The sequence below is a fragment of the Bradyrhizobium genosp. A genome (assembly GCF_049949275.1).
Lineage (GTDB): Bacteria > Pseudomonadota > Alphaproteobacteria > Rhizobiales > Xanthobacteraceae > Bradyrhizobium.
Genome location: NZ_CP188196.1, coordinates 5,485,742 through 5,500,037 on the forward strand (window position 1 = coordinate 5,485,742; position 14,296 = coordinate 5,500,037).

Genomic DNA, 14,296 nt, shown 5'->3' on the forward strand with positions numbered 1-14,296 from the left:
CCTCGGTCAGGGGTGGCCCTCCCGCGAACGATCGTCATTGCCGGTGCCGGAATCGGAGGGCTGACGGCTGCGCTTGCGCTGGCCGCCCGCGGTTTCCGCGTCGTCGTGCTGGAAAAGGCCGAGCGGCTCGAGGACATCGGCGCCGGCCTGCAACTCTCCCCCAATGCCAGCCGCGTGCTGGTCGAGCTCGGTCTGACGGAACGGCTGAAGCTGCGCGCCGTCGTCCCTGACGCAGTCTCGATCATGAGCGCGCGGGCCGGCGGCGAACTTTTGCGGATGCCGCTCGGCGAGGCCGCCGCCAATCGCGCCGGCGCGCCCTATTGGGTGGTGCACCGCGCCGACCTGCAATCCGCGCTCGCCGGCGCGGTCGCGGATCATCCCGATATCGACTTGAAGCTGGGTGCGACATTCGAGGATGTCGCACCACATGCCAAGGGACTGACGGTCGTCCATCGCAGCGGGACCATCCGCCGTAGCGATCTCGCCAGCGCCCTGATCGGCGCCGACGGCATCTGGTCGACAGTCCGCCAGCATCTGTTCCCCGAGGTGCAGCCGCGCTTCTCCGGGCTGATCGCCTGGCGCGGCACGCTGGATGCCACGCAGCTGCCGAAGGAGTACACCGCGCGGCGGGTGCAGCTCTGGATGGGCTCAAACGCCCATCTGGTCGCCTACCCGATCGCGGGCGGCCGCCAGCTCAACGTGGTGGCGGTGCTGCCGGGCACCTGGAACAGGCCGGGCTGGAGCACGCCCGGCGATCCCTTCGAGGTGATGGACGCCTTCGCCGCACCACGCTGGCCGCCGACGGCGCGGATGATGCTCGCCGCCGTCGACAGCTGGCGCAAATGGGCGCTGTTCGGCGTGCCGGACGGATGCCCCTGGAGCAAGGGCCCGGTCGCGTTGCTCGGCGACGCCGTGCACGCGATGCTGCCGTTCGCAGCCCAAGGCGCCGGCATGGCGATCGAGGATGCAGCCGTGCTCGCCCGGCATCTGAGCGTCGAGGCCGCGGAGGACGCAAGCAGCGTCGCGGCGGCGTTGAAGCAATATGGCCTGATACGTCAGGCACGTGTCAGGAAAGTACAGCGCACCGCACGGCAGCAAGGCCGGATCTATCATCTCGGCGGCCCGTTCGCGATCGCGCGCGATCTCGCGATCCGCGCACTCGGACCGGACCGCATGCTGGCGCGGCAGGACTGGATCTACGGCTGGCGTCCCTGACGCTGGAGCTGCAGCACCTTAGCGTTTCGGAGCAGGCTTGATGTCCGGCCGCTGTGGCGCAGCAGCTGCGGGCGGCGCATTGGCTGGCGTTTCCCGGCATCTGTCGCGGCGCCAGGCGTCTTCGGCCAACTGCGCCGAGCCACGGACCGCGACGTAATCGTTGCGATAGGCAAGCTCGGACACGACGGCGCCGCCGGCCCCGGTCTCCGCCTTGTCCATCAGCTTCTGCAATTCGGCGGTGCGGGCGGCGAGCGCCTTGCGCTCCCCTTCGAGCTGCTTGCAGTCATACAATTCGTATTTGGCGGGATCGGCAAAGGCCGGAGCGATCGTCTCGCTCACGCCGGCGCAGCCGGACAGCGCGAAGCCGGCCGCGACCAGCGCGGCAACCGCGCAACCAAGGCGCAGGGAAGAGGAAAGCGAAGCAGGCATGGTCGGAAAATTAGTCCCCCTGAATTGAGAATGCCTAAAGCAGGGCCAGATGTCCGGATTGAGGCTTTGCCTTGTGCCGCCGGCTCGCTTAAGGAAGAACCGCCTGTCCGGCACGATAAGCGCCAATTCCAGACCGCTGGACGGGACTTAAGTGTTTGATCTCGTTGGATCAAGCGGGCATGGCGGAATTGGTAGACGCAAGGGACTTAAAATCCCTCGGTGCGCAAGCGCTGTGCCGGTTCGACCCCGGCTGCCCGCACCATTTGAGCTGACGACGCCGACTGCTCCTACAGCGTGATCCAGAAGCAGACGATCGCAATCGCGGTCGCTGCACGAGATCGTGCGACGCTTTCGTCGCTCGACATCCACGACCCATGCGTGCATGAATGAAACATTCCCGCAAAGATTCATGCAATCTTAAATTGTCTAGCCGTAATTCTACGGGCGTAAATGGGAATACAGCAATGCGCCCCGTCAGCGTGCCTTTTGCGTCACGAGCCTTTTTCGTCAGTCAAGTCGATCAACAAGCCGGCAACAGCAACCAGGCACTCATCCGAGAACCGTTGACGATCAGCGCTTTGGAAGCGAACTCGCCGCTTGCGCATGCCGACAGCGAAGTCGTCTCGGCCTGGAGACTGCTCGCGTTCAACTGGAAATTTCTGGCCTGCATCGCGGGCATCGTGCTCGCGTGGCTTGTCGCGACGCGGTTCTATGTCGAACCATCGGGTTATCTCGCGGCTTTCGCGTTCGCTGCGCTTTGCTCCTGGTCCGCGCTGCGAAATGCCCGATCGGCCACGCCCCCAAACCCGAGAGTATTTTTCACTCTCACTGCTCTAGCGCAGATGACGCTGGCAGTGCCGGTCATGCTCACGCTGACCTATGTGGCCACATCCATCAGCTTTCCACTACAGGATGCCCAACTGCTGGCCTGGGACCGTGCACTCGGGTTCGACTTCAGGCGCTTTCTCGATTTCATAAATAATCATCCGGAGCTGATCCCCGTCCTGGCACGATCCTACAACTCGATCTCCCTCCAGATGACGCTCCTCGTGCTCCTTCTTCCTTTGGCCGGATGCTATCGACGCAGTGCAGAAGCGATATGCGCATACGGCTTCGCTCTATTCGCGACGACGTGCATCTCAGTATTTGTGCCGGCCATTGGGGTCTACGACGTCCTGGGTTTGGGGCCCGCTGACCTGCCCTATTTCGAACCCATGGGATACTACGACACCTTGCGCGACGCCCCATTGGTAAGGGCTGGCGCGCTTCTGGAACTCCGCCTGACGCAACTCGTGGGTATCGTCACCTTTCCGAGCTTCCACGCCGCGGCAGCTATCCTTTACATGTGGTCGTTCTGGCCGTTCCGTTGGCTCAGGCTGCTCTCCGTTCCCTGGAACATTCTGATGATCGTCGCGACCCCGCTGGGCGGTGGTCACTATCTGGTCGACATCCTCGCCGGCATCTCGGTGGCGACCGCGGCTATCATGGCGACGAGAGCCATCAGCACAGCCTGCTCGTCGGGCCGCCTCGAACTCATGAGCGCCACTCGGCTACCGATTGCACCTCCTGCTTGAGGCGTTTCGGCTCGGCTCGAAAATCCAGCAACAGGATCCAGAAGCATATCAGCGCGACCGCGACCTGGACAAAGCCGCCTTCGATCGTAATCCCCGTGATCGAGACCAGCGTCGGAACGGCAACACCGATGGTCAGCACGGCGGCAAGGGCCGCGGCCGGAAGATCGACGATCAGGACGGCGGCGTAGACCGCGAGCTCGAAGAACGCATATTCCTTCAGGCGCGGCGAGCAGAGATAGAGGCCGTACATCGCAAGCACCGTGATCCGCATCGCGGCCCGCGGATGATCGATCAGCCAGCGATCGAGGCGCGCCGGCAACGATCCCTCATTGTTGCGGATCGCGCGCAGCAGCGACCAGCCGAGTGGCGCGAGCACGAACGCGGTCGCCGCAAGCGCGTAAATGGCGAACACGAGCGGCTTGCTGTCGGCAAGTCCAACGCGATCCACGATGGTCTGCGCCAACAGCAGCAGCGACGGATTGGTCTCCTCGATCTGGACCGAATGCTGACCGGAGATCCCGCCCGTGATCGCGAGCAACCAGCTCGAGAACAAGCCTGGATAGACGGCAACCGAAACCAGGATCGGCAGCGCGAAGCCGAGGCCCGCCACCGTCATCAGGACAAGTTTCCGCCGCCGCGACAGCGGCAGGAAATAGAGTGCGGCCAGCAGCGGGCAGAATACCAGCTTGAACGACGTGACGAGACCGAGCAGTGCCGCCCCTGCCATACGAAGGACGTCATCTCGATCGTCGGGCTTCACGGGGCGAAGCAGAAGGGCAAGTGCTGCGGCCGTCAGTCCGCCGCCCAGGATCGCGAAATTGCCCGAGGCCAGCACCCATTCGAAACCAACGAACGCGCCGAACACGGAGAGTCCCCGCAGCGCCACGTCGCGCAAGCTGCGTGCTCTGCCGATCCCAGGCAGCAACAGGCCACAGAGCAAGGCGATGACGAGATAGACGCCGCGGTAATGGCCGACGAGAAAGCCGCCCGCGCACAGCGGACGGAAGGCATCCAGCGTCGCCGGCAGATAGGGATAAGAGAGCTTGGTGCCCTTCAGATTTTTCACGAAGTAAGGATCGAGCCCGTCGACATGCGCATCGACGGCCGCGCAGTTGACGCGGACGTCCCAGCCGTATCGCACATCGAGCGCGGCATCGTTGACGAGATTGGCAAACACCAGGAACGCCACCAGTGCGATCAGGCAGGCAAGCCAGACGTTGCGCTTGCCGGCCATGTCGGCCGACGGTCCCGACCATCGTGCTGTTCCGGACGGGGCGACACTCGTCATGGACGCACGGCCCTCCGCTCGAGGCGTTCCGGCTCGCTTCGAAAATCGAGCAACAGGATCCAGAAGCAGGCGAGTGCGACCGCGAGCTGGACAAAGCCACCTTCGATCGTAGTCCCCGTGATCGAGACCAGCGTCGGAACCGCAACGCCGATGGTCAGCACGGCGGCAAGGGCTGCGGCCGGAAGATCGACGATCAGGACGGCGCCGTAGACCGCGAGTTCGAAGAACGCATATTCCTTCAGGCGCGGAGAGCTGAGATAGAGGCCGTACATCGCCAGCACCGTGATCCGCATCGCGGCCTGCGGATGATCGATCAGCCAGCGGTCGAGGCGTCCCAGTAACGTCCCCTCGTTGTTGCGGATCGCGCGCAGCAGCGACCAGCCGAGCGGTGCGAGCACGAACGCGGTCGCCGCCAGTGCGTAAGTGGCGAACACGAGCGGCTTGCTGTCGGCAAGCCCCACGCGGTCCACGATGGCCTGCGCCAACAGCAGCAGCGATGGATTGGGCTCCTCGATCTGGACCGAAAGTTGACCGGGGATCCTGCCCGTGATCGCGAGCAACCAGCTCGAGAACAAGCCTGGATAGATGACGACCGAAACCAGGATCGGCAGCGCGAAGCCGAGGCCCGCCACCGTCATCAGGACAAATTTCCGCCGTCGCGACAGCGGCAGGAAATAGAGTGCGGCCAGCAGCGGGCAGAATACCAGCTTGAACGACGTGACGAGACCGAGCAGTGCCGCCCCTGCCATACGAAGGACGTCATCTCGATCGTCGGGCTTCACGGGGCGAAGCAGAAGGGCAAGCGCTGCGGTGGTCAGTCCGCCGCCCAGGATCGCGAAATTGCCCGAGGCCAGCACCCATTCGAAACCGACGAACGCGCCGAGCACGTAAAGTCCCCGCAGCGCCACGTCACGCAAGCTGCGTGTCCGGCCGATCCCGGGCAGCAACAGGCTAGAGAGCACGGCGATGGCGAGAAAGACGCCGCGGTGATGGCCGACAAGAAAGCCGCCCGCGCACAGCGGACGAAAGGCGTCCAGCGTCGCCGGCAGATAGGTATAAGAGAACTTGGTGCCCTTCAGATTTTTCACGTAGTACGGATCGAGCCCATCGACATGCGCATCGACCGCGGCGCAGTTGACGCGAAGGTCCCAGCCGTAATTCGTATCGGGCGCGGCATAGTTGGCGAGATTGCCGAACACCAGCACGGCCACCAGCGCGATCAGGCAGGCAAGCCACACGTTGCGCTTGCCGGCCATCTCGGCCGACGGTCCCGGCCATCGTGCTGTTCCGGTGATGTCGGACACGTCTGATGCTCGCCTGTTCCCTGAGTTCCCTCGGCGCCTGATCCGCCGTCCGGTCAGGCCACATTGGACAGGATGCGTTGCGGATTCATCTCCCCGACGGGCCGTCCCCGCCGTTATGGTGAATCCCTGGTTTCCAAGCCACGCTAACGCGACGCGCGGGCGGCGAGCCAGGCATCGAGCGCCTCTCGTGTGTCCCGTGTCGCCGCCATGCGGGCGAACTGCTCGTGCTCGATGGCGAGGCCTTCCGCGATCGACACGTTGAGGCCGCGCGTGGCGGCCGTGATGATTCGGGCCACCGCGAGAGGCGAATGCCGCGTGATGCGATCGGCCAGCGCGAAAGCCGCGTCCAGGAGCTGCTCGTGCGGCACGATGCGGTTGATCAAGCCGATCTCGCAAGCACGTTGCGGCGAAAAGGAATCACCGGTCAGAAGATATTCCAGCGCCCGCTTCCGGCCCGCGAGCCGCGGCAGGCGCTGCGTGCCGCCGAAGGTCGGCGTGATGCCGATCGCGATCTCGGGCTTTGCAAATGTGGCGCGCTCGCTGGCAATTGCGAGATGCACGGCTTCCGTGATCTCGCAACCGCCGCCGAAGGCGATGCCGTTGACGGCGGCGATGATCGGCTTCGGAAACGCTTCCATGCGCGCCGTCATCGCTTGCCCGCGCCGCACGAAGGCCTTCGCCGCGGCGTCGGGACCGGCCTTCACGCTCTCGGAGAATTCGGCGATGTCGGCGCCTGCGGAGAAGGCGCGATCTCCGGCGCCAGTCAGCACGACTGCGCGAACGTCTTCGTCGTCCTCGATGCGATCGAGCGTTGTCATCAGTTGATCGATGAGCCCGTAGCTCAGCGCGTTCAGCTTGTTCGGGCGATTGAACGTCAGCAATGCGACGGCGCCGCGTGTTTCCGAGAGGACGAGATCAGACAAGTGCAGGCTCCTTTCAGGTCGAACAGACGCATAAGTCAGCCACAGCGGTTCTGTTGTGTATACTCACTAGACGGTATACATTGCGCCGATGGCAGGAAGGGGTGACAGCACACGCGAGCAGATCGTCGTCGCGGCGACGCGCTTGTTCTATGGCGAGGGCATCAGGGCGGTCAGCATGGACGCCGTCGCCGAGAAGGCAGGCGTCACCAAGAAGACGCTCTATTATCACTTCACCAGCAAGGATGAGCTGGTCGCCGAAACCATCGCAGCCCGGGACCAGCCGACGCTGGAGCTCTACATGCGCTGGTTCGCCGAGACCGACGGCACGGTGGCGGACAAGGTCCGCGGTCTCTTCACAAAGCTCGGCAAATCAGTGGATACGCCGAGGTGGCGCGGCTGCGGCTTCCTGCGCACAATCGCCGAGCTCGCCAACACGCCGGCGCACCCTGCAGTCAAGGCCGGCGCGGCCCACAAGAAGCGTTTTGAAGCGTGGTTAGAGGCAGAGTTACGTGGCCACGGCATTCACAACGCGGCGGCGCTTGCGCGGCGGATCGTGATCCTGCTCGACGGCGCCACGACCGTGATGCTGATCCACCGCGATCTCGACTATGTCGAGACCGCCGGCCGATTGGCGCTCGATCTGGTCGAGCAGGCGCGTGGCGCGAGCTGATCTCTGGCCGCCAGCGTGGGCAGCGTCTTCACCATTTGTTGTCCGTCCCCTGCCCCGCCTGACAGCCATCCCAAAACATGGGTTGTGCGACGCAGCATGAACGTTAGATATGGCCTCTGAAATCAGGGTGAGTTTTTTGTCCGACGTCAATGCTGACGACTGGGTGTCCTCCGGACACCGTCCGATGGGTTTTCCCGAATTTGTAGTCGTGATCGCGTCCATCATGGCGCTGAATCCGCTCGCGATGGACATGATGCTGCCGGCGCTGCCCAATATCGGGACGGCCTTCGGCATTCCCAACGCCAACCATCTCCAGCTCGTGCTGTCGACCTTCCTGATCGGCTTCGGCGCCGGCCAGTTCGTCATGGGCCCGTTGTCGGATCGGTTCGGGCGCCGGCCGGTGCTGCTCGGCGGCATGGCGGTCTATGCGGTCGCGAGCGTGCTGGCGGTTGCGGCGCCCTCGTTCGAGACGCTGCTGCTCGCCCGCGCACTGCAAGGCCTCGGCACCTCGGCGACGCGCGTGATCGCGACCTCGATCGTGCGTGACTGCTATGCCGGCCGCCGCATGGCGAGCGTAATGTCGCTTGCCATGATGATTTTCATCGCCGTGCCCGTGATCGCGCCCTCGTTCGGACAGGCGGTGCTGCTGGTCACGCAATGGCGCGGGATCTTCGTCGTGCTGATGCTCTACGGCGTGCTCGCGCTCGTATGGTCCGTGCTGCGGCTTCCGGAGACGCTGCCGGAGACGGAGCGCAGGTCGCTCGCGCCCGCTGACGTGTTCGCGGCCTTCCGCCAGACCGTCACCAACCGCCAGACCCTCGGTTATGCGACGGCCGCTGGCAGTGTCATGGGCGCGCTGTTCGCCTATGTGTTCTCGGCACAGCAGGTTTTCACCGGCATCTATCACCTCGGCCACTACTTCCCGCTCGCCTTTGCGGCGATCGCGGCCGGCACCGCGATTGCCGGCTTCCTCAACGCAAAGCTGGTCGGGCGGCTCGGCATGCGCGTGATCTCGCACGGCGCGCTGACGCTCTACACCGCGGTGGCGGGCGTGATGCTGCTGACCGAGATCCTCGGTGTGCTGCCGCTTCCGCTATTCATGGTGTTGTCGGCGCTGATGATGTTCTCGTTCGGCATGATGGTCGCCAATTTCACCGCGCTCGCGATGGAGCCGCAGGGCCACATCGCCGGCACCGCCTCCTCGCTCTACGGCTCGATCACGACACTGATCGGCATCATGGTCGGCACCGCGATCGGCCAGAGTTTTGACGGCACGCTGCTGCCGTTCTCGGTCGGATTCTTCCTGTCGACGCTTGCAGCGCTTGCGATCGTTCTGGTGGTGGAGAAGGGACGGCTGTTCAAGCCGCATCATCGCCCCATCGTGTGAGGAACTTCGCAGGCGCCTCGATGTTGTCCTGCAGCAATTCGAGAGGCGGCTTCAATGGAACTGGAACAGCACGACGAACGTCACGATCAGGACCGGCGGCAGACTGAAAAGTCGGTCTCGCCTGCCGAACAAGCCGTCGTCAACCCACCCTTTGCCAGTGAAGGGCTCGAGAAGGTCCGCGACAGCCACTGCTGAGGACCCCTACTCCGGACTTCGTTTACTGGCGCTGAAATCCTGCGCGGCGCTTTCGGGCGATGCGCCGCCGCTCACACGCGGCGGCACCATCAGCACGACGACGTCCCGGCTCAGGCCCGGCCGGCCCCACAGCGACGCCTGTACGGTGAATTCCCGCCTGACAAAATTCCCGGCGTGCGCGGAGACCGATTCCATCCAACGGTCACAATAATCCTGGCCACGGAAACAGAGCGCGGCCCAGCCGCGATCGAGCCTCGTCTTGCGCGGCAGCCCCCAATCGTACTGGTGCTCGAACGGCCGCGCGTAATGCGGATGATCCGGACTATAGAAAGCCGCGGCGAAGGCGAGCGAATCGTCGCCACTGACGGCGCTGAGCGGCTCGCCGGTCAGCTCGCGCCATTGCCGGGTGAGCTCGCCTGCCGCTTGCGCATAAAGATTCCGTCCCTCTTCATAACCGTCGCTATTGCGATAGACCGCGTGGATTGGTGCGGCGACCAGGACGGCGAAAAGCGCAACGCCTGACACAATGACGGTGACATTGACGGTGTAGAAGCGTTCGACGGGATAACGGGCGCCGCAGACGATCAGCACAACGAACAGGAACAATCCCTGCAAGGCCCATAACGACGGCAGATCCGTGCCCATAGCGAGGGACGTCAGGACCGGCAGAGCGATGGTGCCGATAGCGACATAGAAGAGAAGCCGAAGGTCTGGGCTCATCGCGGCGAAGTCGGCCGGAAATTGTTTCAGGCGCGTGCCGGCGATGAGCAACCAGATCACGGCAGCGACGCTGATGGCCGCCACGAGTCCCAGCAGAAAATTCCTCACTTCACCGAGCGAGCTGACTGCATTGCCGTTGGCGTGGTTCAGCGCGTAGGTGAAGGTCGATGCGCCCGTGGTCGCGAGCCAATAGATGTGCGGCGACAGCACCGCGAGCCCGGTGACGACCGAAATCCAGGGCGACGCGGAGGTGAAATAGGCGCGCCGCGCCGGATGCGCCAGCGCGGCGAATGCAACGCTCGTGACCAGGAAGATCGAGTAGTATTTTCCGACCATGGCGAGCGCCGTGGTGTATCCAAGCGCAACCGCCCAGACAGGAGACCTGGTCTCGAATGCGCGCAGAAAACACCATGTGGCGAGCGGCCAGGTCGCGAGCAGCACGGCATTGGCGTTGAAGCGCTGGGCGTGGAATTGATAGGCCGGCGTCAGCATCAGGAGCAGCAGCACCAGGATGCGCTTGTGCCCGGTCGCGAATTGCCGCGCGACGCAATCGACGAAGACCAGCGCGAGGCCCGCGTTCACCATCGCCATCAGCTGCAGCGACCAGTCGCTGAGCGGGAACACGGCGGTCCAGCTGGCTGCGATCCAGCCCATCAGCGGCGGATGCTTGTGATAACCCCAGGCGAAATTGCGTCCCAGCGTCCAGGCCTCGAGCGTATCGGGATGCAGGCCGCCGCCGGCATAGGCGATGGCAAGATACAGCGTCCAGATCGCAACGAAGCACGCAATGAGAAGCGGCACCGCCCAGCCTGCCTCCACGCCATCGAGCCAGCGCAGCAGCGGTCGCCGCCAGCGCGCCGGTGCGCGATCCGACCGTTCGGCCATTGCCTGGAATGCAAAATCGATCGGCACGCGATTCAAATCGATGGAGGGAAAGTGATGTCCGAGGACGAACCATCTATTTCAGTTTGGAAACAAATAGCAATGATTGGAGTCTGGAAGACTTGAAAGCTCCCTGGCTTTCGCTGCCACAGGACCGCCGCAAGACAACGGCGCCGCTGATGACAGCGGCGCCGCGTGATATCAGGGCGAAAGGTACAGGATGCGCCTTTCCCCCGTTCCGACTTGCCTTACTCGGACTTGTCGATGTTCCAGAACACCGGGGTCGCCGGGCCGTCGATCACGCCGGAGATCGACTTCCGCCACGCGCTTGGCGCCTGATACTGGCCGAGCGGGACGTAGAGCACCTGATCATAGGCCTCCTTCTGGATCTCGGTCGCGATCTTCCTCTGATCGTCGAGCGAGGCCGCGCGGACGAAATCGTCCTTGAGCTTCTCGACTTTGGCGTCCTCCGCCCAGCCGAACCAGCCGCCCTTCTTGCCCTGCCCGCCGACAGCCACGTTGGAGATCGGGTTGACCACGTCAGCGCTGACCCAGTTTGTGATGAACATGTTCCAGCCGCCCTCCTTCGGCTGCTTCTGGCTGGCGCGCCGGCTCACCACCGTCTGCCAGTCGGTCGCCTGCAGGTCGACCTTGAAGCCGGCTTCGCGCAATTGCTGAGCCACCACGATCGGCTGAGCCTTCAGCGTCAGCACGTCACCCGGCGCCATAAGCACGACCGGCGTCCCGTCGTAACCGGACTCGGCGAGCGCCTTTTTGGCCGCAGCAATATCGCCGCCCTTCGCGAGGGTCTCACCGCCAATCTCTGTCGCGAACGGCGTGTCGCAGATGAAGATCGCTGCGCAAGTCTTGTAGTACTTGGGATTGCCGATCAGCGCATCGAGCACGTCCTTCTGGTTGACCGCCAGGAGTGCTGCGCGGCGGACCTTGACGTTATCGAACGGTGGATGGAGGAAGTTCATCCGCGCGCCCGTCTGGAATCCGAACTTGTTCAGGATCTCGAGTTTGAGCTCCTTGTCGGCTTCAATGGTGGGCAACATTTCGATGGCAGGATTTTCCATGAAATCGATGTCGCCCGACTGCAGCGCGTTCAACGCCGTCTGCGCGTCTGGCATCGTAATCCATTCGACGCGGTCAACTTTCACGACCTTGCCGCCGGCCGTCCAGCTCGCCGGCTCCTTGCGCGGCACGTAGTCGGTGTTCCTGACGTAGACCGACTTCACCCCGGGCTGGAATTCATTCTGCACGAACTTGAAAGGGCCGGAGCCGATCTGCTCGGGAATCTGCTTTTCCGGCGGCGTCTCGGCGAGACGTTTCGGCATCATGAAAGCGACCCGCGAGGACGGCTTGCCGATCGATTCCAGCACGAGCGCGTACGGCTCTTTCAGCTTCAGCGTGATCGTCTTGGGGTCGGTCGCTTCGATGCTCGCGGTGAACAGCATCATCTGCTGCCCCATGCCATCGACAGCGGCCCAGCGCTTCAGGGAGGCAACACAATCTTCCGCGGTGACCGGCGTGCCGTCATGCCACTTCAGGCCGTCGCGCAGCGTGAATGTGTAGGTCAGCTTGTCGTCGGAGATCTTCCAGTCCGCCATCTGCGGCTGGATCTTGAAGTTCGAATCCGTCGCGATCAGCGTGTCGTAGACCATGTAACCATGATCGCGCGCGATATAGGCGCTAGTGAAGATCGGATCGAGAATGCGAAGATCCGAATGCATCACGGCGGTAATGGTCTTACCTGCGGCAAGAACCGGCGACGCCAGTGCCGAAAGCGCCACGACTGAAATCGCAAGTGTGGAGGCGAACGCCCGACGCCCCCGGCGCATGAGTTGGAACATTGAAGTTCTCCTGGCTGCGGCGCCGCTGATGACAGCGGCGCCGCGTGATAGTCGGGACAGAAGGCGCGCTAACGCGCCTCCCCTTACTCGGACTCGGCCTTACTCGGACTTGTCGATGTTCCAGAACACCGGGGTCGCCGGGCCGTCGAGCACGCCGGAGAGCGACTTCCGCCATGCGCTCGGCGCCAGATACTGGCCGAGCGGCACGTAGATCACCTGGTCATAGGCTTCCTTCTGGATCTCGGTCGCGATCTTCTTCTGATCATCGAGCGAGGCAGCGCGGACGAAGTCGTCCTTGAGCTTCTCGATCTTGGCGTCTTCCGCCCAGCCGAACCAGCCGCCCTTCTTGCCCTGACCGCCGATCGAAAGATTCGAGATCGGGTTGGACACGTCGGCACTGACCCAGTTGGTGAAGAACATGTTCCAGCCGCCCTCCTTCGGGGGCTTCTGGCTGGCGCGACGGCTCACCACCGTCTGCCAGTCGGTCGCCTGCGCATCGACCTTGAAGCCGGCCTCGCGGAGCAGCTGCACCGCGACCGTCGGCTGCGCCTTCAGCGTCACGACATCGCCGGGCACCATGACCACGACGGGCGTGCCGTCATAGCCGGACTCGGCGAGCAGCTTCTTGGCTTCCGCCATGCCGTTGCCCTTGACCAGCGTCTCGGAGCCGACGTCGGTCGCGAACGGCGTGTCGCAGATGAAGAAGGCACCGCAGATCTTGTAGTATTTGGGATTGCCGACGAGCGCGTCGAGCACGTCCTTCTGGTTCATGGCCAGAAGCGCGGCGCGGCGAATCTTCGGATTGTCGAAGGGCGGATAGAGGAAGTTCATGCGACCGAGCGTCTGGTAGCCGAACTTGTTCAGCGTCTCGACCTTGAGGTCGGGATTGCCTTCAAGCACGGGCAGCAGGTCCCACGGCGGCACTTCCATGAAGTCGATGTCGCCCGACTGCAGCGCGTTCACCGCGGTCTGCGAGTCCGGCATGGTGATCCACTCGACGCGGTCGACCTTCACCACCTTGCCGCCGGCAGTCCAGCTCGACGGCTCCTTGCGCGGCACGTAGTCCGTGTTCTTGACATAGACCGCCTTCACGCCGGGCTGGAATTCGCCCGGCACGAACTTGAACGGACCCGAGCCGATCTGCTCCGGAATCTGCTTGTCCGGCGGCGTTTCGGCGAGACGCTTCGGCATCATGAAGGGCACGCGCGAGGACGGCTTGCCGATCGAGTCGAGCACCAGGCCGTAGGGCTCCTTCAGCTTCAGCGTGATGGTCTTGGCGTCGGTCGCCTCGATGCTGGCCGTGAAGGTCATCATCTGCTGGCCCATGCCATCGACGGCGGCCCATCGCTTCAGCGAGGCGACACAGTCTTCCGCCGTCACCGGCGTGCCGTCATGCCACTTCAGGCCGTCGCGCAGCGTGAAGGTGTAGGTGAGCTTGTCGTCGGAGATCTTCCAGTCCGCCATCTGCGGCTGGATCTTGAAGTTCGCATCCGTCGTGATCAGCGTGTCGTAGACCATGTAGCCATGGTCACGCGTGATGTAGGCGGTGGTGAAGATCGGATCGATGATGCGCAGATCCGAATGCATCACCGCGGTGATGGTCTTGCCGGCCGCAAACACCGGCGAGGCCATCGCCGTGGAAAGCGCGACGACCGACAGCGCAAGTGTGGAGGCGAACGCGCGACGCCCCCGGCGCATCAAGCTCAACATAAAAGTTTCTCCTGACGTGAAACTGTTCAAAGGCAGGTTATTGGTTGAGCATTCGGTTCGTTCTTTAGGCGAACTAACGTCATGCAATGCCTTTATCTTTTCGAGACTTGCAGACAGTCTTGAGCGCGTCAATCCGGTTTCGG

12 protein-coding genes and 1 tRNA gene are annotated in these 14,296 nt (G+C 63.5%); 6 read left to right on the plus strand and 7 right to left on the minus strand.

The window, feature by feature from the left end:
• The first annotated feature begins 12 nt into the window (after window positions 1-12).
• Window positions 13-1,215 carry an FAD-dependent monooxygenase gene (locus tag ACP2YP_RS25645; protein ID WP_426419063.1) on the plus strand — a complete coding sequence of 401 codons (1,203 nt, stop codon included), beginning with the start codon at window positions 13-15 and terminating at the stop codon, window positions 1,213-1,215.
• 18 nt (window positions 1,216-1,233) lie between these two features.
• Here ACP2YP_RS25645 and ACP2YP_RS25650 read toward each other — a convergent pair whose 3' ends face one another.
• Entirely contained in the window at window positions 1,234-1,644 is a 411-nt protein-coding gene (locus ACP2YP_RS25650; RefSeq protein WP_426419064.1) for a twin-arginine translocation pathway signal, read from the minus strand.
• A gap of 173 nt (window positions 1,645-1,817) precedes the next feature.
• Here ACP2YP_RS25650 and ACP2YP_RS25655 point away from each other — a divergent pair.
• Together ACP2YP_RS25655 and ACP2YP_RS25660 are read left to right on the plus strand one after the other, a co-directional pair.
• Window positions 1,818-1,906: transfer RNA gene (locus tag ACP2YP_RS25655), tRNA-Leu, on the plus strand.
• A 202-nt stretch (window positions 1,907-2,108) separates the two neighbouring features.
• Window positions 2,109-3,218 (plus strand): phosphatase PAP2 family protein, encoded by a 1,110-nt coding sequence (locus tag ACP2YP_RS25660; protein ID WP_426419065.1) that lies wholly within the window; start codon window positions 2,109-2,111, stop codon window positions 3,216-3,218.
• Here the strand turns inward: ACP2YP_RS25660 and ACP2YP_RS25665 are convergent.
• The 3 genes from ACP2YP_RS25665 to ACP2YP_RS25675 form a co-directional block, all read right to left on the minus strand.
• Window positions 3,178-4,506, minus strand: a complete 1,329-nt coding sequence (locus ACP2YP_RS25665) for a hypothetical protein (protein WP_426419066.1) — start codon at window positions 4,504-4,506, stop codon at window positions 3,178-3,180. The two genes, ACP2YP_RS25660 and ACP2YP_RS25665, sit on opposite strands and share 41 nt — an antisense overlap.
• Window positions 4,503-5,810 carry a hypothetical protein gene (locus ACP2YP_RS25670; protein ID WP_426419067.1) on the minus strand — a complete coding sequence of 436 codons (1,308 nt, stop codon included), beginning with the start codon at window positions 5,808-5,810 and terminating at the stop codon, window positions 4,503-4,505. Before ACP2YP_RS25670 ends, ACP2YP_RS25665 begins: the two co-directional genes overlap by 4 nt.
• A 143-nt stretch (window positions 5,811-5,953) precedes the next feature.
• Entirely contained in the window at window positions 5,954-6,733 is a 780-nt protein-coding gene (locus ACP2YP_RS25675; RefSeq protein ID WP_426419068.1) for a crotonase/enoyl-CoA hydratase family protein, read from the minus strand.
• An 88-nt stretch (window positions 6,734-6,821) separates the two neighbouring features.
• Between ACP2YP_RS25675 and ACP2YP_RS25680 the strand changes: the two genes are divergently transcribed.
• The 3 genes from ACP2YP_RS25680 (at window position 6,822) to ACP2YP_RS25690 (ending at window position 8,985) form a co-directional block, all read left to right on the plus strand.
• Entirely contained in the window at window positions 6,822-7,403 is a 582-nt protein-coding gene (locus ACP2YP_RS25680; protein WP_426419069.1) for a TetR/AcrR family transcriptional regulator, read from the plus strand.
• A 136-nt stretch (window positions 7,404-7,539) separates the two neighbouring features.
• Window positions 7,540-8,790, plus strand: a complete 1,251-nt coding sequence (locus ACP2YP_RS25685) for a multidrug effflux MFS transporter (protein WP_426426270.1) — start codon at window positions 7,540-7,542, stop codon at window positions 8,788-8,790.
• 54 nt (window positions 8,791-8,844) lie between these two features.
• Window positions 8,845-8,985 (plus strand): hypothetical protein, encoded by a 141-nt coding sequence (locus tag ACP2YP_RS25690; protein ID WP_426419070.1) that lies wholly within the window; start codon window positions 8,845-8,847, stop codon window positions 8,983-8,985.
• 6 nt (window positions 8,986-8,991) lie between these two features.
• Here ACP2YP_RS25690 and ACP2YP_RS25695 read toward each other — a convergent pair whose 3' ends face one another.
• The 3 genes from ACP2YP_RS25695 to ACP2YP_RS25705 form a co-directional block, all read right to left on the minus strand.
• The gene (locus ACP2YP_RS25695; protein ID WP_426419071.1) at window positions 8,992-10,590 is read right to left on the minus strand and encodes a glycosyltransferase family 39 protein; all 1,599 of its coding nucleotides are present in this window, start codon (window positions 10,588-10,590) and stop codon (window positions 8,992-8,994) included.
• Window positions 10,591-10,835: 245 nt separating this feature from the next.
• Entirely contained in the window at window positions 10,836-12,443 is a 1,608-nt protein-coding gene (locus ACP2YP_RS25700; protein ID WP_426419072.1) for an ABC transporter substrate-binding protein, read from the minus strand.
• A gap of 99 nt (window positions 12,444-12,542) precedes the next feature.
• Window positions 12,543-14,153, minus strand: a complete 1,611-nt coding sequence (locus tag ACP2YP_RS25705; RefSeq protein WP_426419073.1) for an ABC transporter substrate-binding protein — start codon at window positions 14,151-14,153, stop codon at window positions 12,543-12,545.
• Between the last annotated feature and the right edge of the window lie 143 nt (window positions 14,154-14,296).

Coding starts and splice junctions, on each gene's coding strand:
- ACP2YP_RS25650 (WP_426419064.1), bottom strand. CDS start 1,644: ATGCCTGCTTCGCTTTCCTCTTCCCTGCGCCTTGGTTGCGCGGTTGCC.
- ACP2YP_RS25660 (WP_426419065.1), top strand. CDS start 2,109: ATGCGCCCCGTCAGCGTGCCTTTTGCGTCACGAGCCTTTTTCGTCAGT.
- ACP2YP_RS25665 (WP_426419066.1), bottom strand. CDS start 4,506: ATGACGAGTGTCGCCCCGTCCGGAACAGCACGATGGTCGGGACCGTCG.
- ACP2YP_RS25680 (WP_426419069.1), top strand. CDS start 6,822: ATGGCAGGAAGGGGTGACAGCACACGCGAGCAGATCGTCGTCGCGGCG.
- ACP2YP_RS25690 (WP_426419070.1), top strand. CDS start 8,845: ATGGAACTGGAACAGCACGACGAACGTCACGATCAGGACCGGCGGCAG.
- ACP2YP_RS25695 (WP_426419071.1), bottom strand. CDS start 10,590: ATGGCCGAACGGTCGGATCGCGCACCGGCGCGCTGGCGGCGACCGCTG.
- ACP2YP_RS25700 (WP_426419072.1), bottom strand. CDS start 12,443: ATGTTCCAACTCATGCGCCGGGGGCGTCGGGCGTTCGCCTCCACACTT.
- ACP2YP_RS25705 (WP_426419073.1), bottom strand. CDS start 14,153: ATGTTGAGCTTGATGCGCCGGGGGCGTCGCGCGTTCGCCTCCACACTT.